This window comes from Mesonia oceanica (assembly GCF_902499555.1).
Taxonomy (GTDB): domain Bacteria; phylum Bacteroidota; class Bacteroidia; order Flavobacteriales; family Flavobacteriaceae; genus Mesonia; species Mesonia oceanica.
Genome location: NZ_CABVMM010000001.1, coordinates 413,171 through 436,905 on the forward strand (window position 1 = coordinate 413,171; position 23,735 = coordinate 436,905).

A 23,735-nucleotide genomic window follows, 5' to 3' on the forward strand; every position below is an offset into this window, starting at 1 on the left:
TAACTTCCTTAAGGTGTTAGTTTCAATCCTAGTTGTTTGATGGAATGTTCTGGAAGACAAGAACAATACTTCATAATTAATAATAATTTAAGGTTGTTTCAATCCTAGTTGTTTGATGGAATGTTCTGGAAGTCTGTTATTTCTTTTAATAACGCCGGTGTATCAACTCGTTTCAATCCTAGTTGTTTGATGGAATGTTCTGGAAGATTCTAATCTTTTTGATTAGTCTCACGGGATTCAGGTTTCAATCCTAGTTGTTTGATGGAATGTTCTGGAAGATTTGGTTGATATCTCCGAAGATAATGATATCCCAGGTTTCAATCCTAGTTGTTTAATGGAATGCTCTGGAAGTAAACTGGTTAAAATCTTTCATAGTGTTTATTTTTTGTTTCAATCCTAGTTGTTTAATGGAATGCTCTGGAAGAGCCGTGGCGAAAGAAAGTAAAAGTATCGATATTCTGTTTCAATCCTAGTTGTTTAATGGAATGCTCTGGAAGCTTCTATAGTAAATACAACCCGAATGGTTTGTATGTTTCAATCCTAATTGTTTAATGGAATGCTCTGGAAGCCCCAACCCGGGAGTGGTCGATATTTTATATTACGCGTTTCAATCCTAATTGTTTAATGGAATGCTCTGGAAGACTCAAGCAATCGCAGCCTTACGTTTACGAGCTCATGTTTCAATCCTAATTGTTTAATGGAATGCTCTGGAAGCGTACAGGACGTAGCGAAAGAAGTAGGGGAGTTTATGTTTCAATCCTAATTGTTTAATGGAATGCTCTGGAAGATCATATTCCTTTACATACCGCCTTAATAGATTCGTGTTTCAATCCTAATTGTTTAATGGAATGCTCTGGAAGCATTATCGCTTATTACGGGGTGAACTTCATTTTCAAGTTTCAATCCTAATTGTTTAATGGAATGCTCTGGAAGTTTTTGTTCGGATTATCTATCTGTTGGCATCGATATGTTTCAATCCTAATTGTTTAATGGAATGCTCTGGAAGAATCCCCGGTTTACCTTTTAAATCGTATTTGTACTCGTTTCAATCCTAATTGTTTAATGGAATGCTCTGGAAGAGCGTTTTGAAGGAACTCCTAATTTAGGAGTAATATTGTTTCAATCCTAATTGTTTAATGGAATGCTCTGGAAGTTTTTGAATCTCCCCTATTTGTTACTGAAAATCAAAGTTTCAATCCTAATTGTTTAATGGAATGCTCTGGAAGAAAACAGGCTAGTGTTGAAGAAATAGCGGGAAGGTGTTTCAATCCTAATTGTTTAATGGAATGCTCTGGAAGTTATTCCCTTCAATTTTATTATCTACATAACCAACCTGTTTCAATCCTAATTGTTTAATGGAATGCTCTGGAAGCTTTCTGGGGAAATTTAATCATATCCCAATCTTTAGTTTCAATCCTAATTGTTTAATGGAATGCTCTGGAAGACCTGGTTCAAAGCTAGGAGGTGAAGGTGGTTCTAAGTTTCAATCCTAATTGTTTAATGGAATGCTCTGGAAGAAACAGCTTTTGAATTCATCTGCAATATTTACAACAAGTTTCAATCCTAATTGTTTAATGGAATGCTCTGGAAGCAATTCCTTTTATTGTTAGCGGATTAATCGAAATATGTTTCAATCCTAATTGTTTAATGGAATGCTCTGGAAGCCAAAGGAGGAGCAAAATATAGAACGTGCTTTCATTAGTTTCAATCCTAATTGTTTAATGGAATGCTCTGGAAGTGGGCAATTATTAATCGAGTCTTATTTACTAATTAGTTTCAATCCTAATTGTTTAATGGAATGCTCTGGAAGATGGTTTAGGAGCAAGGGAAACTGCTACACAAATACGGTTTCAATCCTAATTGTTTAATGGAATGCTCTGGAAGCTAAAAAGCGGTTTCAATTTGCACCGGTCTTAGAGGGTTTCAATCCTAATTGTTTAATGGAATGCTCTGGAAGCATAATTTAAATATTTATTTATTGATTTGTTTGATGTTTCAATCCTAATTGTTTAATGGAATGCTCTGGAAGTTTAAGGGCTGTTTTTAAATTATTCTTATGAAGATATGTTTCAATCCTAATTGTTTAATGGAATGCTCTGGAAGTAAAAGTTGAATTTCAGAAAGAAAATGGGGGTCTCGTTTCAATCCTAATTGTTTAATGGAATGCTCTGGAAGTTTCTATAGTAACGTTATTAAGAGTTATAGAACCTGCGTTTCAATCCTAATTGTTTAATGGAATGCTCTGGAAGAGCCGTTAATTGATCTTGGCTTTCTACTATTTTCTGGTTTCAATCCTAATTGTTTAATGGAATGCTCTGGAAGATTCGTTTAAAAAACTAATTGCGATGATGATTGCAAGTTTCAATCCTAATTGTTTAATGGAATGCTCTGGAAGCAGGCGAACCGGCACCAAAAATGCCCCCAATAACCTGTTTCAATCCTAATTGTTTAATGGAATGCTCTGGAAGACTTTCCATTTTTGTTATATGACAGTGCAACAATGGTGTTTCAATCCTAATTGTTTAATGGAATGCTCTGGAAGTAAAATATTTATGGCTTATTACGGAATCGTTGATATGTTTCAATCCTAATTGTTTAATGGAATGCTCTGGAAGGTTAGCTGCAGATGCCTCTACAAGCCACACACCTTTGTTTCAATCCTAATTGTTTAATGGAATGCTCTGGAAGCTTTTGTAAGGTCGCTTAACGGTCTTAGTATTGGTTGTTTCAATCCTAATTGTTTAATGGAATGCTCTGGAAGAAGGTTACGTTTCTTACGTTTTCTGCTATGTCCTCGTGTTTCAATCCTAATTGTTTAATGGAATGCTCTGGAAGCAACATACTTTCTTCTAAATACTCAATATCAATAACGTTTCAATCCTAATTGTTTAATGGAATGCTCTGGAAGATTCCTGCTTGCTTATCAAATCCTGACATTCCCTGTGTTTCAATCCTAATTGTTTAATGGAATGCTCTGGAAGTTTCGTGAGCTTTCATTTTATTATCCCTAAGAAGCTCGTTTCAATCCTAATTGTTTAATGGAATGCTCTGGAAGCATTTAGAATCAACCTCTACAGCAGGTTTATCCTTAGTTTCAATCCTAATTGTTTAATGGAATGCTCTGGAAGCAGGCTGGCTTCGTGAGGAAGTTGGTACTGACCGCTTGTTTCAATCCTAATTGTTTAATGGAATGCTCTGGAAGTAATAATTGATTAATTAATCCTGTGTAAAATTAATGTTTCAATCCTAATTGTTTAATGGAATGCTCTGGAAGTTGGAAAGCAGTAGAAGGTCATGCAAAAAGAGCCATGTTTCAATCCTAATTGTTTAATGGAATGCTCTGGAAGTATTGATGCTCCTTATCTTGAAAATTGCGGTGAAGGTTTCAATCCTAATTGTTTAATGGAATGCTCTGGAAGAAAATTAGAAATAGTTTCAGCTTCTGCGACAAGCGTGTTTCAATCCTAATTGTTTAATGGAATGCTCTGGAAGTCATATATATCTATGTAATCAAGCCCGTTAGTTTCAGTTTCAATCCTAATTGTTTAATGGAATGCTCTGGAAGCCGATTGTTACGCCTAATTCAGAAATAATGCTGTCTAAACGATTATTTGCAATTTCTAAAACCTTATTTTTCAATATGTCAAAGAACGTAAAAACGGAAAAATAAGTAAATTTTCCGTATTCAAAAAGCCCCGTATTTACTGGCATAAGCGTATAAATTTAAGTGATTAGAAATAAATTGACAGGCGGAATACCTATTTAATGCAGATATTCCGGTAGGTACAATTTACACATCTTTTCTTAAATGTTGTGGCTTTCGGGAATTTATTTTGTTGGATAATCACCAGCATTTTTTCCATACTCGCTTTTATTTCTTTTTTTGCTTCGGGAGGGATGGAGACTTCTATCAATTTATGTTTGCTTCGGGTATAAACCAAAAAGCCTTTATTAACTTTAGCGTGAAAATTCTCTTCTATTAATACCGCATAACAGTAGAGTTGCTGCTTGTAGGTGTCGTAAACCCTATCTTTCCAATATGCAAATTTATAATCCAAGGGAGCAAAACTATTATCCCCTAACTCTAGCACCTCATCTATTTTTCCTCGTAAGCCTTCCACTCCCAAATACTGGTCTACCCATTTGTTTTTCACTCCGATCTTTTTACGTAGATAGGCCTTATTCTGTTCCAACTTTTCGTTATGTACCTCCCTACCTCTAGTAACTTTGTAAAACTTGTCTTCGTATTGCGGAATACGGAGCACGTACTCGAAATAAGTGTATCGAGGACAATAGAGGTATTCGATAATTTGTGAAGGATAAAAGCTTTGCATTAGAAAAAAAGAGCTTTTACTTCATCGGTAACCAATTTATCATCAAAAGCCTGCCCGAGCATCGTACAATCTTTTAATTGTTCTTTATTCATCCGGAAAATATAGATCTTATCGGTGTCTTCATTAATTACTTTTTCAATTTGCAGCTCCAAGCTATCTTTTTCGTTATCATTTAAGCTGCCTAAAAAACAAGAATACTGTACTCGATATAAGCCCGCGTGTTTACAAACTTTAGCGACGTAATTTCTGGCACTATTATTTTTAATGTCATACAAGACCCAAATAATCATCTTTTTACTTTTTTAATGGTTGAAATACTAAATACTTCCATAGCTGAATGTTTCAATAATAGATGTCTTCTCTCATTCAAACATTTCCTCATTCACTCATTATTTCATTTTTTACTCTCCCATTTTTTCATTCAACCATTACATCATTGTTCAGAAATTAAACTGTTAGCGAAACGGTGAGCTTCCAATTGAACTGCATTTAACCGGGTTTGTAATTTTCCTTTATAGCGTATTTTTTCACTATCTAAATATTCTAAATAAGGGGCAACAAAAAAGGCTTTTCCTTCTTCATTTAAAGAAACCCCTCCGGTAAATCCTGTAAAATAATTTTTGTTGATTTTTTTTCCGCTAAATAACCTAAATACAAAACGATCGGCATAGCTGCGGTAAGGCTCTATAAAATCATAAATCAGGCTTTTGGAGTTATAATCGTCCCTATGCATAAAACCCACAAAGGGATCAAGTCCTGCTAACATCAACGCTCGTTCTATACGACTGTATAAAATTCCGTAAGCATAATTAAGCATGGCATTAAATTCGTCTTTTGCCGGGCGAAAACTTCTTCCATTAAAATTAAAATCTTTGGGCATACAAAGGGAAAGGGCATCAAAATATTGTCGGCCTGAAGAGCCTTCCCAACCCCTAAAAGATTCATCAACTTCTTTGATATCTGTAGCAGAAGATTGCATGATTTTTTCCCTGAAATTAAGAATGGCCTCAGATTTCTCTTCAAGGGTTGTATGTAAATTTTTACGATGTTTTTTTAAATCCTGAAGGAAATCTGCTTGATTCTCAAGCTTTACACTCAACCATTCTTTGATCCATTTTACGCCAACTTCGTTTAAAGAGGCTTTTAATTGTTCTTTACGTATTTTGGTGGTACTCCCTAATTTACTGTGCCAAAAACGTCCCATGGGATGCCCGTTGTTTTCTACGATCACAATATCGATATTGTGTTTTAGTGCCAGGGCGATAGCATCGGAAGTAAGGGCTGCACCTTTTGAAACGATAAAGGAAGTTACCTTGTGGGCAGCAATATGATTTACTTTAAAAGGTTGCTTCTTATCCTCACGCACTTTGATCTCAAACATATCGTCTTTAACGTGGAGGTAGGTACCGTATGTATTGATAAAAATTTGCATTAGGCGGGTATTAGGGTGCCAAAGCCACGGCTTACTGCCTTGCCCAGGCCAATCTCGGCAGGCAGGAGGGCATTGACTACAAAACTGCCGGAAAAGGCAATCATACGGTTTTCTTTAAACAAAGTACTTTTTTCCTGAACCTGAACTTTCGCCATCAGGCGCTCATTAGAGCTAAGTTCAATTCCTGTATTTCGAAAAAAGCTGAGTATATGGCCCACTAAAATCGCATTGAGCATGGCTTCTTTTTCGGCTTCTGTTTTTAGGTTTTGATATTTGGGATAGTTCTTTTGGTTTAAGGCCATCCAAAGCGTTTCAAACTTATATTGGTGCAATTGATCACTATAGCCCGTGCTTTCATTGCGCATCTCAATATTTTTACTGCTAATGGGATAGGATTGCCCTGAAATATCCAATTCTTTAATTTTAAGAAAGAGTTGGGGTAATAAAGCAGCTCCTTCATTGATGCCGATTAGCGTGGGCACTTTATTGATTATTTTATATTGAACACTGGGGTATTTATACCGAAAACGGCCATCCTCATAATGATTGTGTAGGATGGGGGATTGCTGTTTAAATAAATTCCCAAAATAGCCCCGCAGTTTATGGGCGTCGCGGGTTTGTAATTTGATTTCCGGGAATTTGATACGGCAAATTTGCAGTTCTTGAGTGGTGGTGGATGTTGTCATAAGTGCTCCTTGTTTTAGTGGATGAGTTTGTGAAATTGAGTTAGAATGTTAAAACGTCAATGCCTTCGAAAATATAGCCTTCTTTATTTTTTGAGAAATCAGTATTGCAGTTATAAATAGGTTTAAATTGATTATCGACATCTACAAAATAAAACCCTAAACAAGGTTCAAAAGGAAGACCAATATTTTCGGAATCGTAGGGAATATTAATATTTATGACATAATCGTAAAACTTAGCTTTTATTAAAGCAAAAGCATTTTTTTTCTCGAAGGGGTTTAAATTTTCATTTTCTTGTATCAAAATGTAATCCTGCCATATTTGTTTTGCATCTTCGTTTAATCCGATAAATATGGATTCTGATTTAGTATTTTCAATGAGTTGAAAATTTCCTGTTTCTTCGAAATTTAAAGCTAGTAAGCTTTTTAAATAGTTATTTTCAGAATAGAGAGAAAGGTCATTTACTTGCAAAAAATAGTTCTGTATCAATTCTAAATACTCTTTTTCTTCGATAGTTTCAAAATCCTTTAAAACGTTCTCGGTTTTCTTGATTAAATCAGCACCATATATAAATCCGGTTACTCTTTCTAGTTCTTCTATTTTATAAAGGTATACTTCGCTTACTTCTTCTTTCTCATCATATCTATTAGCTCTTCCGGCTGCTTGAATTATAGAATCCAGTGGAGCAAGTGCCCTGAATACTGTATCGACCGATATATCAACCCCTGCTTCAACAAGTTGCGTACTGATTATTATTTGACGTTTACCTTTGAATTTTGACTTTATTTTTTTTATAATTTTCTTCCTTTCAAATGGAGTAAGTAAAGTTGTCAAGTAAAAAATATCATTTTCTTTAGTGTCAAGGCTACTATTAATATTCCTATAAGTCTCTAAGGTTATCTTCTTGGTATTTAAAATAATTAAAACATCCTTTTTAGGTTTATCGAGGCAGTATTTGATGATAACTTCATTAAACATCTCTAATGAGATAGATTCTCTCATTTTATTTATTAATCTGGTTCGGTTGAAGAACGAAAAATAGCGTTGATGATTCTCAACCAGCTCTGTGATTTCTTCCTTAGGTTTAAAAATTAAGGGTTGTGTAGCGGACATTAAAACGATATAGCAATTCAAATGTTCTGCTACTGAGAAAAAAGCCTGGCGGATAACTTGCCAAAGAGCATGGGGAATTTGTTGAACTTCATCTAGAATGATCACGGAATTAGATAAAGCGGAAAATTTGAGAAGTTTTGTTTTATTGTTAGTGATAAAGCATTCTAGTAACTGCACAAAAGTGGTTACAATGACAGAGCTTTGCCAAGTTTCTATTAAATATTTACTTTCTTTAGAATCACGTATATTATCTTCATTTTCTTTATATCTAGGTTCGGCTAAATGATGATGTTTTAAAAGTAATGCGTTATTAGGATCATTGAAAACTTCGCTATAAACTTCATAATTTTGATCAATTATACTTGTAAATGGAATAGCTATAATAATTTTTCCCTCTTTTAATTTTGCTAATTCTCTTAATTTTAATGAAGCTCCGAGAGACGTGAGTGTCTTTCCCAATCCCGTGGGTAATGAAATAGAATAAAAGTGATTGGAAGCTTTGAAATCATTTTCTAAAGATTTTATGACCGAATAATAAGCTTCATTCTTAAGGTTATTAATAGTCGTTGAAGGTAAATTGAAACCTTTATTTTTCCTGTAGTCAGATAAATAATTTAAATTGAGATTAGGGATTTCTGGAAATTTCCCTGCCAAGATTACATCAGATTTATCTGAGTACAATAAAGCTCCAAACATCCATAAGAAAAGATAATAGACTTCGGATTTTTTGGGATTTTCCCATTTTTTTTGAAAATTGAGATTGTAAAATGCAATGAGTTCAAGACGTGTTTCTTTACGAGATCCATCATTTTCAAACCAATTGATGAAATCACTCCAGTCCACCGAAATTTTAAGTTTTTCATTCCCTATTTCGATGATTTCTTGAATAGCTTGTTTGTCTATTGATTTAAATTGTTTGTCTAAATCTTCTTTAAAATGATCAATTCCTAGTTCATTTTTGAAGTTACCAAGGTTTCCGTGATGTCTTCTTACAACTATAAAGCAAATCGTAATTAGTAAAAACCTCTCATCTTTGGTAAGTTCTTTTTCTTTTAAGTATTCTTTTGCAACATACAATACAAAAACAGCTGAAGGAAGTGCGTGGTTCTTTAAGCTATTGTGCTGCCCTTCTGGATTTAGAAGGTAATTTTGAAAATAGGAAGTCGCTTTTCCTAAATCGTGATAAAATCCGCATATAAAAAGCAAACCAGCTTTGATTTTTTCTTCTAAACCAAAGTTTGTATTATTCCTATGAGCGATGATTAAACAGTTTTTCGCAACTTCTGTTAAATGATCAATCAAAGGAATTCCCGGGTGTGACTCAATTATTTTCATAGAAACTGTATGTTTCCTTCATTTTTGATATTAAATGAGTTTTTATTTGGTAAAGCTCTTATACTTTCGCCATTCATTTCTATAAGGATTTCCCCGTATCGTTTTATTGTCCTGTCAATTTGCATATCCAGTGGAAAGGTTTCAACCTGAAAAGTTTTTTGCTTAATAAAATCAATATCTATAGGTGCTTTTTCAGATTTTATTTCAGAAAGATTAACAGCCGTACTAAAATCAATATAACTGCTTTCAAAAATTTCAACCAATTCTTTTTCTCCTATAAATTCAATATTGGCGGTCATTTGGCTTATGCCTAAATATGGATTAAAATGAAACCTTTTATTTGCTAAACGTTCTATTAATTCCTTTTCTAGTGGATGATCCCATTGAAGATAAATTCTAAATTTCGGGTCCTTTAAAATTTCATATTCTATTTGAGTTCTGTTTGTTACATTAAAGAAAGATTGATAGGATCCTGTATCTAATAGATTAAAGCCAATATTTACTTTCTTTATTTCAGAAATGGGCCTAATTGCTAGAGAAGCATTTTTATTGGAGAAAACTTCTCTTAGATGTTCTTTTTTCTCTCTTATTTTATTGTGAGAATCTTCTCGTTCAATACCTAAAACCGCTCCCAAAAGTCCAAAAATGGCTGAAGGCGTTGGAATACTATATGTTAATGGAGAAGTTGTAGTATTGAATTTTCTAAAATGGCCATATTCTCCATAAACATCGAATATGATTGCTGTCTTAGAAGTCATTTACCTGATATGTTTTGTTATCTAAGTTGTAGACTTCTCCATTATTTATGAATTTTAAGCGACTATCTACCTGAACTTCTACAGAAGTGATTTTATCAGATTGAGCTTTAATTTCTTTAAGCAGTCCTGTAAGATCTATATTATAATCTTCGGTATTTCTTATTTGTAAATCGCTTTTTTCCGAGCTGATTTTTAAACGTTGTCTCAACCCGCCGATATAATATGGCTCTTTATAATTAACAGTTAAAAGCAATAGAGGATTCTGACCGAATTTTGAACGTGAGATAAGATTTTTTGTTCCGTTCCATATCCCCTCCAATAATAGCTTCCGGTCTTCTTCGGTCATTTTGGTATACTGTGCAGCTTTTTCGTTTACAATTCCATTAAAACCGATAAGTGCATAAGGAATTTTATATTCTGTTCTAAATGTAGTTTGTTTCTTTTTATCTCCTGAAGCAAAAGCACCTGTTCCTTGCTCCGTAATAATTTCTGTTTGATGCAATGATTTACCCATTTGAAATTGTACTGGTCCAGTATAAGTAAAAGTGTCTTTTTTAATTGGCAAAACACCTCCAAAAACTCGAACATCGATACAAGTTTCTAATACTTTATCACTACTTTCTTTGAACAATTCAGCTCTTCGTGAACCAGATGAAATATATTCTTCTTTTCCATCAGAATATTTTGTTTCACGTACAAAAATATCTTTATCATCAGAGCCGTTAAAGCCCTTATATTCAAACCAATAATCTCTTATCGTTCTTTTTAAACGTACATCTGAAACAAGGACTTTGTTTTCTTCAGTATCAAATCTTGGACGATTTTCATTTAAAGGATCACCATTGGGATTTGCATTCTCGATTTCATATAAGAATAGTATTTCTGATCGGTTTTTAATTTCTTCCATTATAATTATTTTAGGTTGATTATTATGATTTAAATTTTCTTCCTAATTCAAGTCCGCATACAAAATTGAATGAGATTTCCTGATTAGACATTTTTTCTATTTCCTTTTTATGAGTACTTAACTTATCGGCGATAAATTCACGAAGGTCTTTATAGGTATTCTGATAGGAATATTGATTTACCTTTTCTACCGCCTCTGTATAAATCCGTTCAACATCTCTCGAGGTAATATGCAATCCCTTTAGTTTTTTCTCAAAAGGTGTACTGTTTAGGTTGGCTTGTTGCATACTAAAAACCAAATGAACGAGCACGCCGAGGCTAAAAATTCCTGCTGATGCATCTTTTCTTACAAAATCTTCGTTTTCTGACATGAAGCTTTTAAGCTTTTCAAAATCAAAGGAAACTTTTTTCCTGATTTCTTCTTTTTCTTCTTCGGTTACCATAGTTCTAATATTTAGTTCTCATAATTAATTAGATTGAGTTCTGAAAAATAGTTTTGAAGTAAATAGCACTTCGCAATTAATAAATCCCCTCTTTCAACAAAACCCTCGTTATTTACTTTTTTAATATAGTTTGCCCGTATAACTTTCATAAAACGTTTATGCAATTCTTTTTCATTTATTTTTCTTCCCATAAATATTTTATAGGTCATTTCATAGAAATTATCCTCGAAGAATTGTTTGATTAATCTAAAACTAAATCGCAAATCTTGTTTTTGCTTTTTCTTGTAGTGGTAATCTATATCTTTAAAAAGGGGGCTGTTATTTATAATTTTAGGGACTTCTATAAATAATTTCCGAAACCGGGAAGGAGGGATTTCTTCTAGCATCATCTTTATTTTAATAGCTTTTGTAGTTGGATTTTCTTCAAAAAAAAGAAGATTTAATGTAAATACATTGTTGTCGATTTCTCCAATTCTTTCCATCAAAAAATCTTCAGTTGAAGAGATAGATTCACTATTTTTTATTTGATAATCAATATCATTAAAAAGGTTTAAAGCATCATTCAGTGCTTCGGTGTCGTTAGGGAGAACTGCCTTAGGAATTAAAAAATAACTTTTACCGAAAAAATATTTTGTAAGATATTTGGTTATGTAGTTTTTTCCCAACTCCATTTCAATAGCACAACTTTCACAAATTGGATAATTTATCCAGTTGTTTTTCTGATTAAAGAACCCGCTTACGGTACCTGTTTTGTCTACTGTACTGTATTTAAATGGTGAGCCAAACCCAAAAACCTCCGGCTTAGTTTGATGGCATATACTACATCTCTTGTTTTTACTTTTAGAAACAACATTATATTTTTTGTAGTTTCCTTCTATTCCGTTTTTAGCAATTAGCTGTTGGACAGCTTCAAAGTCAGATAATAACTTTCTTTCATTATCAATATCAATTGTTAAAGTAAATGCGCTGCTAAGTTTATCTTGTTTTCCTTGGTTGTCATAAGCCTTTTGTAATTCATCTTTAATTTTATCGTAGTTTTTAATAAACGAATTCTTCCAGTCTTTATAAAAATCAACTTTCTCAGCCTCTTCCTTTTTTGATAGTTCAATTAAGTTTGGAAATTGAGTATTGATAAGTGTGTTTAATTTTTTATCTAAATCCCCGAATTTGGTGGTAAAAGTTATGTCACCACCACGTGCGGAACCCTTACGATAGGCATACTTCGGAAAGTTTTGCTCATTCACATTTTGGAAGTCGATACCTTTAAAGGATATTTCTCTTTCTTTTTGTCGGAACTCAATTAAAAGCATTTTACAAACCTTATTTGGATACGGCTCCTGTGTGAAAAGCTCATAGGGTTTGAGATTTGAGTTCTTCTTAAACTCTAATTTTCCAATATCTGTTATTGCCCTGTCTTGCATAGTTTTATCTATTATATAAACAAATATAATTTAAATAATTTACATATAGTTGTTTATTGTTAACTAGATTTAATTATATTTGCCTCATCCAAATTAAAAAGGATTGAAACCATATAGTTGTTTATTTAAAATAATCCATAAAAAAATAAGGATTGTAAAAAAATAGCCCCCGTAGCTCAATTGGATAGAGCAGAACTACCGAAAGTTCAGGTTCCAAGTTCGAATCTTGGCGGGGGTTCTTATTAAGTTAAATCCCATTTACTTTTTCCTTGGCTTTGCCATTCTTCAATCTTTAAAAGTGTTTGAAGCATATTTTTATATCTTTTATGATAAGCTAAAGATAATTAACTTTTTGTTGAGAGCCTTACGGTTTCCCGTATTTATAATATTTTCTTTGCGTGTACAAAGAATGAGCAAGACCTACATTCTTACCCATAAAAAAAGCCACTAACTTTTTACAGCTAATGGTTTTTCTATTGATTTGCGAAAACTAAATTTTAAAACAATTTATGACCTATAATCACTCAAAAATTTCTTTATTAGTAGGCTTCCTCTTATGAATTTACTCCAGCAGATAGGAAAGAATAAGGCTTTTGGTAAAATATTTCTAAAAAGCTTTAGTTTTACCATTAATGGGGAAGCGTACTCTTTTTATTTTTTTGCTATGCTGGGCGGGCTATCTTCCAACCCAAGCGCAAACCGACTTTCAGCAAAGGAAAGTGGCGGTAGGGGATAGCATTCGTATAGAAGAGGTAAGTATTAATCCCGATAGGTTTCAGGTGTTAGATGCCCAAGGAGAACCAATTGATAGTACACTTTACGAAGTAGATTTTGGGAAGGGTATTTTAATCCTTAAGGATTCCCTAAAAGCAGGAAACGATTCCATTACCATTCAGTATAGAAAATATCCTGATTTTCTCACCCGGTCGTATTATCAATTTGACCCTAAGGTTATTACCGATGGAAGTTTAAGTCAGCGGCTATATGCTTTAGAACAGGAAGAACGTCCGCGTGCTTTTACTCCTTTTGAGGGATTAACTACCAGTGGGAGTATTTCCCGGGGAATTACCACGGGAACCAATCAAAACACCGTATTGGATTCTGAGTTGGATTTACAGATTTCCGGAAACATTTCCCCCAACGTAGGCTTGCGGGCTTCCATTCAAGATTCTAATATTCCTATTCAGGAAAGCGGATATTCGCAAAACTTAGATGAATTTGATCAGATTTTTATTGAACTCTACGGAGAACATTGGAACATTCGTGCGGGCGATGTCAACTTGGTACAGGATGATTCCTATTTTGCCAGTTTTACCAAAAAGGTTCAAGGACTTTCGGTGGGTGCCACTTTGAACCCGAAGGGGAATAGCACCGATGTGTATGCCGCTGGAGCTTTGGTGCGTGGGGTGTTTACCCGAAATCAGTTTACCGCGCAAGAAGGAAATCAAGGGCCGTATAAATTAAGCGGACCCAATGGAGAAGTGTATGTGCAAATTGTTTCAGGCAGTGAAGCGGTTTTTGTGAATGGAATTCGGCTGGAACGGGGTGAAAATGAAGATTATATTATTGATTACAATGCGGGGGAAATCATTTTTAATGCTACCTATCCCATTACTTCAGAGATGCGGATTACGGTAGAATTTCAATATACCGATAGGAATTATTCGCGGGTAATTGCCACCGGAGGCGGGAAATATCACGGCGAAAAACTGCAAATAGGCGGTTTTGTGTATTCGGAAAACGATTTGCGGAATCAGCCCCTTCAGCAAAATTTAAGCAATATTCAGAAAGAAATACTGTCGGAAGCGGGAGACAATGAAGCTGAAATGATAGCGCCAAGTGCGGTTCCCGAAACTTTTGAAGAAAATAAAGTCTTGTATAGAAGGGAGATGGTTAATGGGGAAGAGGTGTATGTTTATTCAGTAGATCCCGAAGAAGAACTGTATAGCGTTCGCTTTTCCTTGGTGGGGGCAAATCAAGGAAATTATATCTTGAGCAATGCCAGTGCGATTACCCGAATTTATGAATATGTGGCTCCGGTGAACGGAATTCCGCAAGGAAATTACGCGCCCGTGGTACAGCTTTTTGCACCTACTAAACTTCAAATTGGCGTGGTGAATGGAACTTATCAAGCTTCCCAAAAAACGAATATTGCGTTTGAAGTGGCGGGAAGTAAGAATGATAAGAATTTATTTTCTGACTTGGATGATGGTGATAATGATGGTTTTGCCGGAAGGCTAAAAGCTAATCAAGCTTTGTATGCTACGGAAGAAAATGAGTTAATCGCTTTTGGGACGTTTAATTTTATTCAAAAAAACTACCAAAGTGTAGAGCGTTTGTACAATGTGGAGTTTAACCGGGATTGGAACTTGGCAGCAACTCTTCCGGAAGGGAACCAAAGTTTCTTGGATACAGGCTTGGAATATGCTAGTAAAAATCACGGACTGGCCCGATACAGTTTTCAAAAACTGGATTATTCAGGGAATTATAGCGGAGCTCGCCAATTGCTTCAGTCGAACTTGCGTTTTGGGAAACTTCAGCTTCAGCTCAACGGAAGTTATTTAGAAAGCAATGGGGAAGTTTTTGATTCAGAATTTTTTAGGATGTATGCTAACGCGGTGTATGATTTTGGTAAGTTGTGGACGGGTACCAAAATTGCCATGGAAAACAACCAACAAACCGATAATGCGACAGACGAGTTGACGGGTATTAGTCAGAAATTTAGCAGTTACGAAGTCTATACAGGAATTGGTGATAGCACGAATGTGTATGCTGAAGTGGGGTATCGTTACCGAGTGAATGACAGCCTTCGAGACGGAACTTTACAACGTGTAAGCACATCGGACAACTATTATTTAAAGTCGCAATTAATCAATTCTAAAAACACAAAGCTTTCGGTTTTTGCGAATTATAGGGAGCTACATAATGAGGAAGCAGGGAAGGAAGATGAGCAATCGCTCAATTCCAGGATATTGTACAATCAGTTTTTGTTTACCCGAATTGTGAATCTAAACACGGCTTATGAAACCAACAGCGGAACCCTTCCGCAGCAAGAATTTACCTATGTGGAAGTAAATGCTGGAGAAGGACAATACACATGGATTGATTATAATGAAAATGGAGTGCAGGAATTGGAAGAATTTGAAATCGCAGCTTATCCGGATGAAGCCAAATACATTCGGGTGCTATTGCCCAATCAGGTGTTTGTAAAAACGCATCAAAATAAATTCAGTCAGATTATAAGCTTGAATTTTCAGCAATGGAGCAATGAAGAAGGGGCTAAAAAGTTTTTATCGCATTTCTACAACCAAACTTCTTATTTAGTAGATCGGAAAATTGAGCGGGAAGGCAGTAATTTTGATTTGAATCCTTTCCATGAAACCGACGATGAACTGGCGGTCAACCTCAACTTTAGAAATACCATTTTCTTTAACCGCGGAAGGCAGCATTACACGACTTCGTATAGCTATATTTCTACCCGAAATAAAAATTTGCTTTCCACAGGATTGCAAGAAAATAAAATAGAGAGTCATCAATTGAACTTCAACCATAAATTTGAAGAAAGTTGGTTGGTGACTTTGCAGCAAAAATTAAATGAAACGGAAAGTACTTCTGAAAATTTTCAAAACAGAAATTATAAAATTGAAGGCTTTACCTTAAATCCGGAGCTTTCTTACTTGCTTTCGCAACGAACCCGCTTTAATATATTTTATCAATTGGAAGAACAGGAAAACCAATTAGGGGAACAGGAGAAACTTCAGCAAAATAAATTAGGGGCTTCCTTTAGCTTTAATAATGCCCAGAAATATTCGGTTACCGGAGAGTTCAATTACATTTATAATAAATATGAAGGCGATACTTTTTCGCCGGTCGCCTATCAACTATTGCAGGGCCTTCAGCCTGAAAAGAATTACACGTGGACGCTTTTAGCGCAAAAGAAACTCACGAATTATTTAGATTTAAACCTTTCTTATTTTGGAAGAAAGAGTGAAAACTCCACCACCATCCATACGGGAACGGTGCAATTGCGGGCTTATTTTTAAGAATAAAAAAAGCTCCAAGGTGAATTGGAGCTTTTTGAGTTATGTTTTAGCAATTATTTGTTGACTTCTTTTACAAGGTAAACATACACTGGAAAGTGGTCGCTGTACCCTCCGGAAAAACCGCCACCGGAAAAGCTTCTAAAAGGATAACCTTTGTAACGCCCTCTAGGATTGGCTAAATATTTAGGGTTATAGATACCGGCTTTGTAAAAACGATAAGAACTATAATCGTCTTCTAGAAAAGGTTGCGAAAGAATCATTTGGTCAAATAAATCCCAACTATCGCGATAGGCAATCGTCCCTAGTCCTTTTTTCTTTTGCATATTTTCCATAGGATTGTAAAGTTCTTTAAGTTTTACCTCCTCTTTTTCGGCTTTTGCTCCTAACACTTCTTTTACGCTGGTATTATAAGGACCATCGTTTAAATCGCCCATGGTAATGATTTTAGCATAAGGGTCTTCTGCTTGCAAAGAGTCTATAATTTTTTTATTAAGGGCAGCAGCTTTTTCTCTTTTAAATCTACTTCTAGCTTCCCCGCCACTTCTAGAAGGCCAGTGATTAACGATAAAGTGCATTTTGTCGTTATCCAGCATCCCGGTGACTAATAATTGGTCACGGGTATAGATTCTTTTATCAGGATTTTCATTATCGTAAATCATTAAGGTATGTGAGGAAGTGCTGGTGGGCTTGAAAATACCTTTTTTATAAAGTAAGGCTACATCAATTCCCCTTTTATCGGGAGAATCAAAATGAACAATCCCGTAATTTTCATTTACCAATTGTGGTTCGTTAAGTAAATCTTCCAATACTCGTCTGTTTTCTACTTCACAAACTCCGATGATTGCAGGAGGATGACCGGTGACGTCTTTTCCTATTTGAGAAAGAACTTTCGCCATATTGGCCAATTTTTTTTGATAGACATCTTCTCTTAGGGCTTCGGCCATTTCCATAATAGGGCTGGCTTCGTCATACTTGTCAGGGTCGTTTTCTGGATCAAATAGGTTTTCTAGGTTATAGAAGGCTACAGTATTTACCCGGTAAGTTTTTTCATTTTGGGCATTTGAAACCAAAAATGCAAAGGTACAGATAGTTAAAATTAAATATTTTAGTCTATTCATTTTTTCTAATATTATTTTAGTGTAAACAATCATACAAATTGAAGGCCAAAAGTAGGTAATGTAGATAAAACATGTACATTTGCAGCCCCAAAATAATATTTTCTTAACTTAAACAATTATTAATGAAGGGATTTAGAATAAAAAATGCTTGTTTCTTTTTAACATTTTTATGTTCTTCTTTAGTTGCTTTTGCTCAGCAAACTTCAGTAACAGGTAAGGTTGTAGACGCTGCTACAAACGAACCTCTTCCTGATGTAGAAGTACACATGGAGAATACAGCATTTACGGTAATGACCGATGCAAAGGGTGAATTTAGCTTTAATGCTTATAAAGTTCCTCTTGGTGAGCAGATTATTGGTTTAGAAAAAGAAGGGTTCGTGAAAAAAAGATACCCGGTGGTCGTTAATGAAGGAAAAGTTCTAGAATTAGGAACTTTAGACTTGGAAGTAGACATTAACGAAGAGAATTTTCAAATCGGTACAATTAGTTTGTCCGATAGTCAATTAAGTAATGAAGAAAGTACTTCAGATAACATGACTGGGCTTTTGCAAGCTTCACGTGATGTTTTCTTAAATGCTGCAGCTTTCGATTTTAGCGCAACTTTCTTTAATCCTAGAGGTTTTGATTCTAAAAACGGAAAAGTTTTGATTAACGGAATCGAAATGAACAAAATGTATAACGGAAGGCCTCAGTGGAGTAACTGGGGAGGTTTAAATGATGCACAACGTAATCAGGTGTTTTCTATGGGGGTTACACCTAATGATTATACGTTTGGAGATTTAGCAGGAACTAACAATATTATTATGAGAGCTTCACAATACCAAAAAGGTGGGCGTGTTTCTTATGCTTCTTCTAATAGAAGTTATACAGGGCGTGTGATGGCTTCTTATAATACGGGATTGTTAGAAGATGGTTGGGCGTTTAGCTTTTTAGCTTCTAGAAGATTTGGAGAGGAAGGTTATAATGATGGTACGCTATACGATGCCAATTCATTTTTCTTTTCCGTTGAAAAACAATTAGGAGAAAACCACAGCTTAAACTTTACTTCTATCTATACGCCTAACAGAAGAGGGAAATCTTCTGCAAGCACACAAGAAGTTTATGATATTAAAGGAAGAAGCTATAACGAATACTGGGGATACTACGATGGGGAGATTAGAAACTCAAGAATTCGTGAAATAGAAGAACCTATTTTGATGTTGAACCATTATTGGGATATTTCAGAAAAAACGAGACTGAATACAAACGTTTCTTATCAGTTTGGGAAAATGGGGAATAGCCGTTTAGGTAATGATAATGCCACCAACCCGAGACCATCTTATTACCGTAACTTACCAAGTTTTGAGTTAGCTCAAGATCCTATAAATTATGAATCTGCTTATAAGAAATTAGTAGCTTTTCAAGAAGACGGACAAATAGACTGGAATAACATTTATCGTACGAATATATTGTATGGAGGTACTTCTCGCTATTACCTTTATGAAGATCGTGTAGACGATAAGCAACTTACCGCAAATACTATTATTTCTAGTGATATTAGTGATCATATTACCTTAAACGGTTCTTTAAACTACAGAAGGCTTAATTCTGAAAATTTCGCCAATATGTTAGATCTTTTAGGTGGTAATGGTTATTTAGATGTGGATACTTTTAGTACTGGGGATGAAAGACAAAGAGATCTTAATAACCCGGATAGAGTGGTAGAAAAAGGAGATACCTTTAGGTATAATTATGAGTTTGATGCTGAAGAGTACGAGGCTTTTGCTCAAGCTAGGTTTTCGTATAATAAGTTAGATTTCTACGTAGCTGGAAATGGTGGTAGAACTACTTATCAACGAAATGGTTTTTATAAAGTAGGTGTTTTCCCGGACAATTCTTTAGGGAAAAGTGAAAAATTAGAATTTACTACTTTTGGAGCTAAAGCAGGTTCTACTTATAGAATTTCAGGAAAGCATCAGCTTAGGCTTAATTTAGCTTATATTCAAGATGCTCCGGGATTAAGAGAATCTTTTTCAAACTCAAGACAAAACAATAGTACCGTTAATAATATTACAGAGGTAAAGAAACAAAATATAGATTTGAGCTATGTTTTTCAAACACCTACCGTTAAAGCTCGATTAACAGGTTACTATACTAAATTTGAAGATGAAACCGATATTTCTTTTTACTACTCTAACGGTATCTCTTTTTCAACAGGAACAGATAATAGTGCTTTTGTTCAAGAAATATTAACAGGTATAGATAAACAACATATAGGAGGGGAATTTGGTATAGAAGCGCAAGTTACTCCAACGATTAAATTAAAAGGGGTGGCAGCTATAGGTCAAAATACCTATACAAATAATCCTGATTTATACTTAACTTCAGATGATTTTGATGAAGAATTAAATTTAGGGAAGTCTTATTTAAAAGATTATCACGTAGCTGGAGGCCCTCAGCAGGCTTACCAATTTGGATTCGAGTATAGAGATCCAGATTACTGGTGGATTGGTGCTACAGCAAACTATTTTTCTCATGGTTACGTAGATATTTCACCAATTATGAGAACACGTAATTTTTATTCAAATTCTTCAGGTGTGGTAGATCCCAATTATAATGAAGAGGTAGCTAGAGAGCTTTTAAAGCAAGAACAATTTGATGATTATACCTTAGTAAATGTAGTGGGAGGTAAATCTTGGAAAATTAACGATTATTACCTTGGTTTCTTTGCTACGATTAATAACGTGTTTGATACTAAATATAAAACAGGCGGATACGAGCAAGGAAGAAATGCAAACTATGAGAGCTTGTTAGAAGATAATAACAACCCCAAAAAGCAATTTGGTTCTAGATACTGGTATGGTTACGGAACAACCTACTACTTAAATTTATATGTAAGATTTTAATAAATAAATGAATATGAAAGCGATTAAAAACATTAAATTGATAGTAATACTTGCATTGGCTACTTTTGTACTGGATGCTTGTGTTCAAGATGACGATTTTCAGACTCCTGTCATAGAAATCGAAGAGCCTGATGTAACGGTGAATTATACCTTACAAGAAATTAAAGATGCTATCCAAGCTAATAATGGAGAACCATTTATTATCCAAGCAGAATCTAATGATCCTGTATATGTTGAGGCTTATGTGGTGTCTGACGATGAAGCGGGTAATATTTATCAAAAGATATATGTTCAAGATAAGCCTGAAAATCCAGAAGTAGGGATGGCCATATCAACTTTTGCAACAGATGTATACCCAATTTACGCAAAAGGTAGAAAGGTGTACATTCGTGTAGATGGACTTGCTGCGGCATCCTCTAATGGAATGCCTAGTATTGGGGCTGATGTAGATTCGCAGTATGGAGTTACAAGAATCGCTCAGGAAAGACTAAGAGAGCTTGTTCTTATCTCTACAACTATGGAAGAAATTGTTCCTACAGAAGTTACTGTATCAGAATTACAAAGCGATCAACACTTAGCTACTTTGGTTAAACTGAACAACGTTCAATTTGCTAATCCAGATCAGAACTATACTTCAAATAACCAAACTACAAATATTACATTTGAAGATTGTGAAGGGAATAGTAGTTATTTAAGAAACAGTAATTATGCAGACTTTGCCGATACGCCGCTTCCTAATGGAAATGGTACTATAGAAGGTATTGCTGCTGTTTACAATTCAGATTATCAATTGTTTATCAACTCTTCGGAAGATGTTGATTTAAATGGTGATCGATGTGGTGGTTATGTGCCAATCGAGGCGTTAGAATTGCCTTTTGAAGAAGGTTTTGAAAATGCAACAGTAGGTTCTAATGTAAATATAGAAGGTTGGGCTAATGTAAATGTTACCGGAGGAGAAAAAGTATTTTCGGTAGCAGAATTTGATAATAATAGCTATGCTCAAATAAGTGCTTATAATTCAGATGAGAGTTCTATAGAGACTTGGTTGGTTACTCCTGGATTAGCTGTTGGTCAAACAACTGATCCTGTATTGTCTTTTGATACTAAAGATGGATATAATAATGGAGATGCGTTAAGCGTCTTTATTACTACAGAATTTGATGGAGATCCTTCTAATTCTTCTTGGACAGAAGTTAATGCAACTTTATCAACAGGAAACTCAACAGGATACGCTAATTCATTTACCAATTCTGGTGAGATCGATTTATCTGCTTATGCAAATCAAGTAATTTATGTTGGTTTCAAATACGAAGGAGGTAGTGATGGTGTAACTACTACATTCCAAATTGATAACGTATATGCCGGTACTGCTCAGGGAGATGGTGGAGGAACTACTGATCCAGAAATCGTTGAACCTCCATTTAATGAAGATTTTGAAGCAGAGACTGCCGGAACAGGAGAATCTGTTTCTATTAATGGATGGACTAATGTTAATGCTAATGGTGGTTCTAGAGTATTTGAAGTAAGAGAGTTTGATGGTAATAAATATGCACAAACCTCTGCTTACAATTCAGATGAAAACCCTTATGAAGCTTGGTTAGTAATGCCTGGTGTAGATTTATCTAACTCAACTAGTGCTACTTTGTCTTTTGCTACTAAAGATGGTTATTATAATGGTACGGCGCTTACCACTTATATTTCAACAGATTTTGACGGTGATGTCAACAATGCTACTTGGACAGAAATCACAGGAGTTACCTATTCTACCGGTAATACTAGTGGTTATGCAGATAGTTTTGTGCCTTCAGGAGATATTGACTTGTCAGCTTATGCTGGGCAAACCGTTTATGTTGCTTTTCAATATTTAGGAGCAAGCGATGGAGTTACTTCTACTTATCAAATCGATAATATTTCTCTTACAGCTAATTAGGAGAAAAGTAAATCATCAATAAAAAAGCCACTTCGTTTGAAGTGGCTTTTTTTTATTGGAAGTTTTTGATTATTCTTCTTCTTCGTCCTTTAGCTCTCCTGTATATTTATCATATTCAGGATAAAGGAAGTTGTTGTATGGAAATCTTGTGATATGTATTTTTCTAACTTCTTCATACACTTTCTTTCTGAAGTCTTCAATGTTTTCCTTATTAATAGCTGAGATAAATAAAGCGTTATCGCCTATTCTATTCATCCAAGTTCTTTCCCATTCCTCTAAGGTATAATGAGCTGTGGTTCTTTCGGTAACTAAATCATCTTCATCTATTTTTTCAGGTTGATAAGCGTCAATTTTATTAAAAACCATAACGGTGGGTTTGTCGGCTGCGCCTATTTCATCTAAAATTTGATTTACTGAGGAGATATGCTCTTCAAAATTAGGATGAGAAATATCTACAACATGTAACACTAAATCAGATTCCCTTACTTCATCTAAAGTAGATTTAAAAGACTCTACCAATTGGGTGGGTAACTTTCTAATAAAGCCTACGGTATCGGTTAGCAAAAAGGGTAAATTCCTTATGACGACCTTACGTACAGTAGTATCAAGGGTGGCGAAAAGTTTATTTTCAGCAAAGACATCACTTTTACTAATGACATTCATTAAGGTAGATTTTCCTACATTGGTATATCCCACTAATGCAACCCTAATTAATTGTCCGCGATTTCCTCGCTGCACCGCCATCTGTTTGTCAATAGTCTTTAATTTATCTTTGAGTTGCTTAATTTTATCCCTAACAATACGGCGGTCGGTTTCAATCTCTGTTTCCCCAGGACCTCTCATTCCAATACCTCCACGTTGTCTTTCTAAGTGTGTCCATAACCCGGCCAGTCTAGGGAGTAAATACTCGTATTGGGCGAGTTCAACTTGTGTACGCGCATAACTGGTTTGTGCGCGTTGAGCAAAAATATCTAGAATAAGGTAAGTTCGGTCTACCACCTTACATTTCAATATTTTTTCAATATTTTTTTGTTGCGCCGGACTTAATTCGTCATCAAAAATAGCGGTACCTATGTCATTTTCGCTAATGTAAACTCTTACATCTTCCATTTTTCCGGTCCCAATAAAAGTTTTGGGATGGGGGGTGTCTAATTTTTGGGTAAACCTTTTTGCTACTTCGCCCCCAGCGGTATAAGTTAAAAACTCTAATTCATCTAGGTATTCCTTAGATTTCTCTTCATCTTGTTGCTGGTTGATAATACCTATTAAGACAGATTTTTCGTATTCAATGTTTTCTTCTTCGAGCATAGTTCGATTTTCGGTTATTCTTTCA

14 protein-coding genes, 1 tRNA gene and 1 CRISPR repeat array (1 of these 16 cut by a window edge) are annotated in these 23,735 nt (G+C 34.9%); of the genes, 4 read left to right on the forward strand and 11 right to left on the reverse strand.

The genetic code is table 11. From position 1 onward, the window contains the following. Nucleotides 1-3,565: direct repeats of the CRISPR family, unit length 37 nt; unit sequence GTTTCAATCCTAATTGTTTAATGGAATGCTCTGGAAG; it begins 3,923 nt to the left of the window's first position. Between the two features lie 193 nt (nt 3,566-3,758). The 9 genes from cas4 to FVB9532_RS01910 all read right to left on the reverse strand — a co-directional run bounded on the left by cas4 (nt 3,759) and on the right by FVB9532_RS01910 (nt 12,426). Continuing rightward, on the reverse strand, nt 3,759-4,334 hold the full coding sequence (gene cas4 / locus FVB9532_RS01870; RefSeq protein WP_150543512.1) for a CRISPR-associated protein Cas4: 576 nt from the start codon (nt 4,332-4,334) through the stop codon (nt 3,759-3,761). Continuing rightward, entirely contained in the window at nt 4,334-4,624 is a 291-nt protein-coding gene (gene cas2, locus FVB9532_RS01875) for a CRISPR-associated endonuclease Cas2 (protein ID WP_013071010.1), read from the reverse strand. The genes cas4 and cas2 overlap by 1 nt, the downstream gene beginning before the upstream one ends. 143 nt (nt 4,625-4,767) lie before the next feature. Beyond that, the gene (gene cas1 / locus FVB9532_RS01880) at nt 4,768-5,766 is read right to left on the reverse strand and encodes a CRISPR-associated endonuclease Cas1 (protein WP_150543513.1); all 999 of its coding nucleotides are present in this window, start codon (nt 5,764-5,766) and stop codon (nt 4,768-4,770) included. Then, complete coding sequence (locus tag FVB9532_RS01885) at nt 5,766-6,452, reverse strand: CRISPR-associated endonuclease Cas6 (RefSeq protein ID WP_150543514.1); 687 nt, start codon at nt 6,450-6,452, stop codon at nt 5,766-5,768. Before FVB9532_RS01885 ends, cas1 begins: the two co-directional genes overlap by 1 nt. Before the next feature lie 40 nt (nt 6,453-6,492). Further along, the gene (cas3, locus tag FVB9532_RS01890) at nt 6,493-8,898 is read right to left on the reverse strand and encodes a CRISPR-associated helicase Cas3' (protein ID WP_150543515.1); all 2,406 of its coding nucleotides are present in this window, start codon (nt 8,896-8,898) and stop codon (nt 6,493-6,495) included. Next, a complete protein-coding gene (cas5b, locus tag FVB9532_RS01895) occupies nt 8,895-9,656 on the reverse strand; it encodes a type I-B CRISPR-associated protein Cas5b (RefSeq protein WP_150543516.1) in 762 nt (253 codons plus the stop codon). The genes cas3 and cas5b overlap by 4 nt, the downstream gene beginning before the upstream one ends. Then, nucleotides 9,646-10,563 carry a type I-B CRISPR-associated protein Cas7/Csh2 gene (cas7b, locus tag FVB9532_RS01900; protein WP_150543517.1) on the reverse strand — a complete coding sequence of 306 codons (918 nt, stop codon included), beginning with the start codon at nt 10,561-10,563 and terminating at the stop codon, nt 9,646-9,648. The genes cas5b and cas7b overlap by 11 nt, the downstream gene beginning before the upstream one ends. 22 nt (nt 10,564-10,585) lie before the next feature. Continuing rightward, nucleotides 10,586-11,005: a TM1802 family CRISPR-associated protein gene (locus tag FVB9532_RS19845; RefSeq protein WP_150543518.1), complete on the reverse strand. Its 420-nt coding sequence runs from the start codon at nt 11,003-11,005 to the stop codon at nt 10,586-10,588. 11 nt (nt 11,006-11,016) lie between these two features. Further along, on the reverse strand, nt 11,017-12,426 hold the full coding sequence (locus FVB9532_RS01910; protein WP_150543519.1) for a TM1802 family CRISPR-associated protein: 1,410 nt from the start codon (nt 12,424-12,426) through the stop codon (nt 11,017-11,019). A gap of 165 nt (nt 12,427-12,591) precedes the next feature. On the opposite strand from FVB9532_RS01910, the gene FVB9532_RS01915 reads away from it, so the two are divergent. Together FVB9532_RS01915 and FVB9532_RS01920 are read left to right on the forward strand one after the other, a co-directional pair. After that, nucleotides 12,592-12,664: transfer RNA gene (locus tag FVB9532_RS01915), tRNA-OTHER, on the forward strand. Nucleotides 12,665-13,058: 394 nt separating this feature from the next. Further along, nucleotides 13,059-16,469, forward strand: a complete 3,411-nt coding sequence (locus FVB9532_RS01920; protein WP_150543520.1) for a DUF8818 domain-containing protein — start codon at nt 13,059-13,061, stop codon at nt 16,467-16,469. 53 nt (nt 16,470-16,522) lie between these two features. On the opposite strand, the gene FVB9532_RS01925 is transcribed toward FVB9532_RS01920, so the two are convergent. Beyond that, on the reverse strand, nt 16,523-17,587 hold the full coding sequence (locus FVB9532_RS01925) for an endonuclease/exonuclease/phosphatase family protein (RefSeq protein ID WP_150543521.1): 1,065 nt from the start codon (nt 17,585-17,587) through the stop codon (nt 16,523-16,525). A 122-nt stretch (nt 17,588-17,709) separates the two neighbouring features. On the opposite strand from FVB9532_RS01925, the gene FVB9532_RS01930 reads away from it, so the two are divergent. Further along, the gene (locus FVB9532_RS01930) at nt 17,710-20,472 is read left to right on the forward strand and encodes a carboxypeptidase-like regulatory domain-containing protein (RefSeq protein ID WP_150543522.1); all 2,763 of its coding nucleotides are present in this window, start codon (nt 17,710-17,712) and stop codon (nt 20,470-20,472) included. Nucleotides 20,473-20,485: 13 nt separating this feature from the next. Continuing rightward, nucleotides 20,486-22,402 carry a DUF5689 domain-containing protein gene (locus FVB9532_RS01935; RefSeq protein WP_150543523.1) on the forward strand — a complete coding sequence of 639 codons (1,917 nt, stop codon included), beginning with the start codon at nt 20,486-20,488 and terminating at the stop codon, nt 22,400-22,402. Nucleotides 22,403-22,471: 69 nt separating this feature from the next. Here FVB9532_RS01935 and hflX read toward each other — a convergent pair whose 3' ends face one another. Further along, the gene (hflX, locus tag FVB9532_RS01940; RefSeq protein WP_150543524.1) at nt 22,472-23,710 is read right to left on the reverse strand and encodes a GTPase HflX; all 1,239 of its coding nucleotides are present in this window, start codon (nt 23,708-23,710) and stop codon (nt 22,472-22,474) included. Between the last annotated feature and the right edge of the window lie 25 nt (nt 23,711-23,735).

Bases quoted from the DNA above. Each gene is read 5' to 3' on its own strand.
- cas4 (WP_150543512.1), bottom strand. From the start codon at position 4,334: ATGCAAAGCTTTTATCCTTCACAAATTATCGAATACCTCTATTGTCCT.
- cas5b (WP_150543516.1), bottom strand. From the start codon at position 9,656: ATGACTTCTAAGACAGCAATCATATTCGATGTTTATGGAGAATATGGC.
- FVB9532_RS01920 (WP_150543520.1), top strand. From the start codon at position 13,059: ATGGGGAAGCGTACTCTTTTTATTTTTTTGCTATGCTGGGCGGGCTAT.
- cas2 (WP_013071010.1), bottom strand. From the start codon at position 4,624: ATGATTATTTGGGTCTTGTATGACATTAAAAATAATAGTGCCAGAAAT.
- hflX (WP_150543524.1), bottom strand. From the start codon at position 23,710: ATGCTCGAAGAAGAAAACATTGAATACGAAAAATCTGTCTTAATAGGT.
- cas3 (WP_150543515.1), bottom strand. From the start codon at position 8,898: ATGAAAATAATTGAGTCACACCCGGGAATTCCTTTGATTGATCATTTA.
- FVB9532_RS01885 (WP_150543514.1), bottom strand. From the start codon at position 6,452: ATGACAACATCCACCACCACTCAAGAACTGCAAATTTGCCGTATCAAA.
- FVB9532_RS01935 (WP_150543523.1), top strand. From the start codon at position 20,486: ATGAAAGCGATTAAAAACATTAAATTGATAGTAATACTTGCATTGGCT.
- FVB9532_RS01930 (WP_150543522.1), top strand. From the start codon at position 17,710: ATGAAGGGATTTAGAATAAAAAATGCTTGTTTCTTTTTAACATTTTTA.
- FVB9532_RS19845 (WP_150543518.1), bottom strand. From the start codon at position 11,005: ATGGTAACCGAAGAAGAAAAAGAAGAAATCAGGAAAAAAGTTTCCTTT.
- FVB9532_RS01910 (WP_150543519.1), bottom strand. From the start codon at position 12,426: ATGCAAGACAGGGCAATAACAGATATTGGAAAATTAGAGTTTAAGAAG.
- cas7b (WP_150543517.1), bottom strand. From the start codon at position 10,563: ATGGAAGAAATTAAAAACCGATCAGAAATACTATTCTTATATGAAATC.
- cas1 (WP_150543513.1), bottom strand. From the start codon at position 5,766: ATGCAAATTTTTATCAATACATACGGTACCTACCTCCACGTTAAAGAC.
- FVB9532_RS01925 (WP_150543521.1), bottom strand. From the start codon at position 17,587: ATGAATAGACTAAAATATTTAATTTTAACTATCTGTACCTTTGCATTT.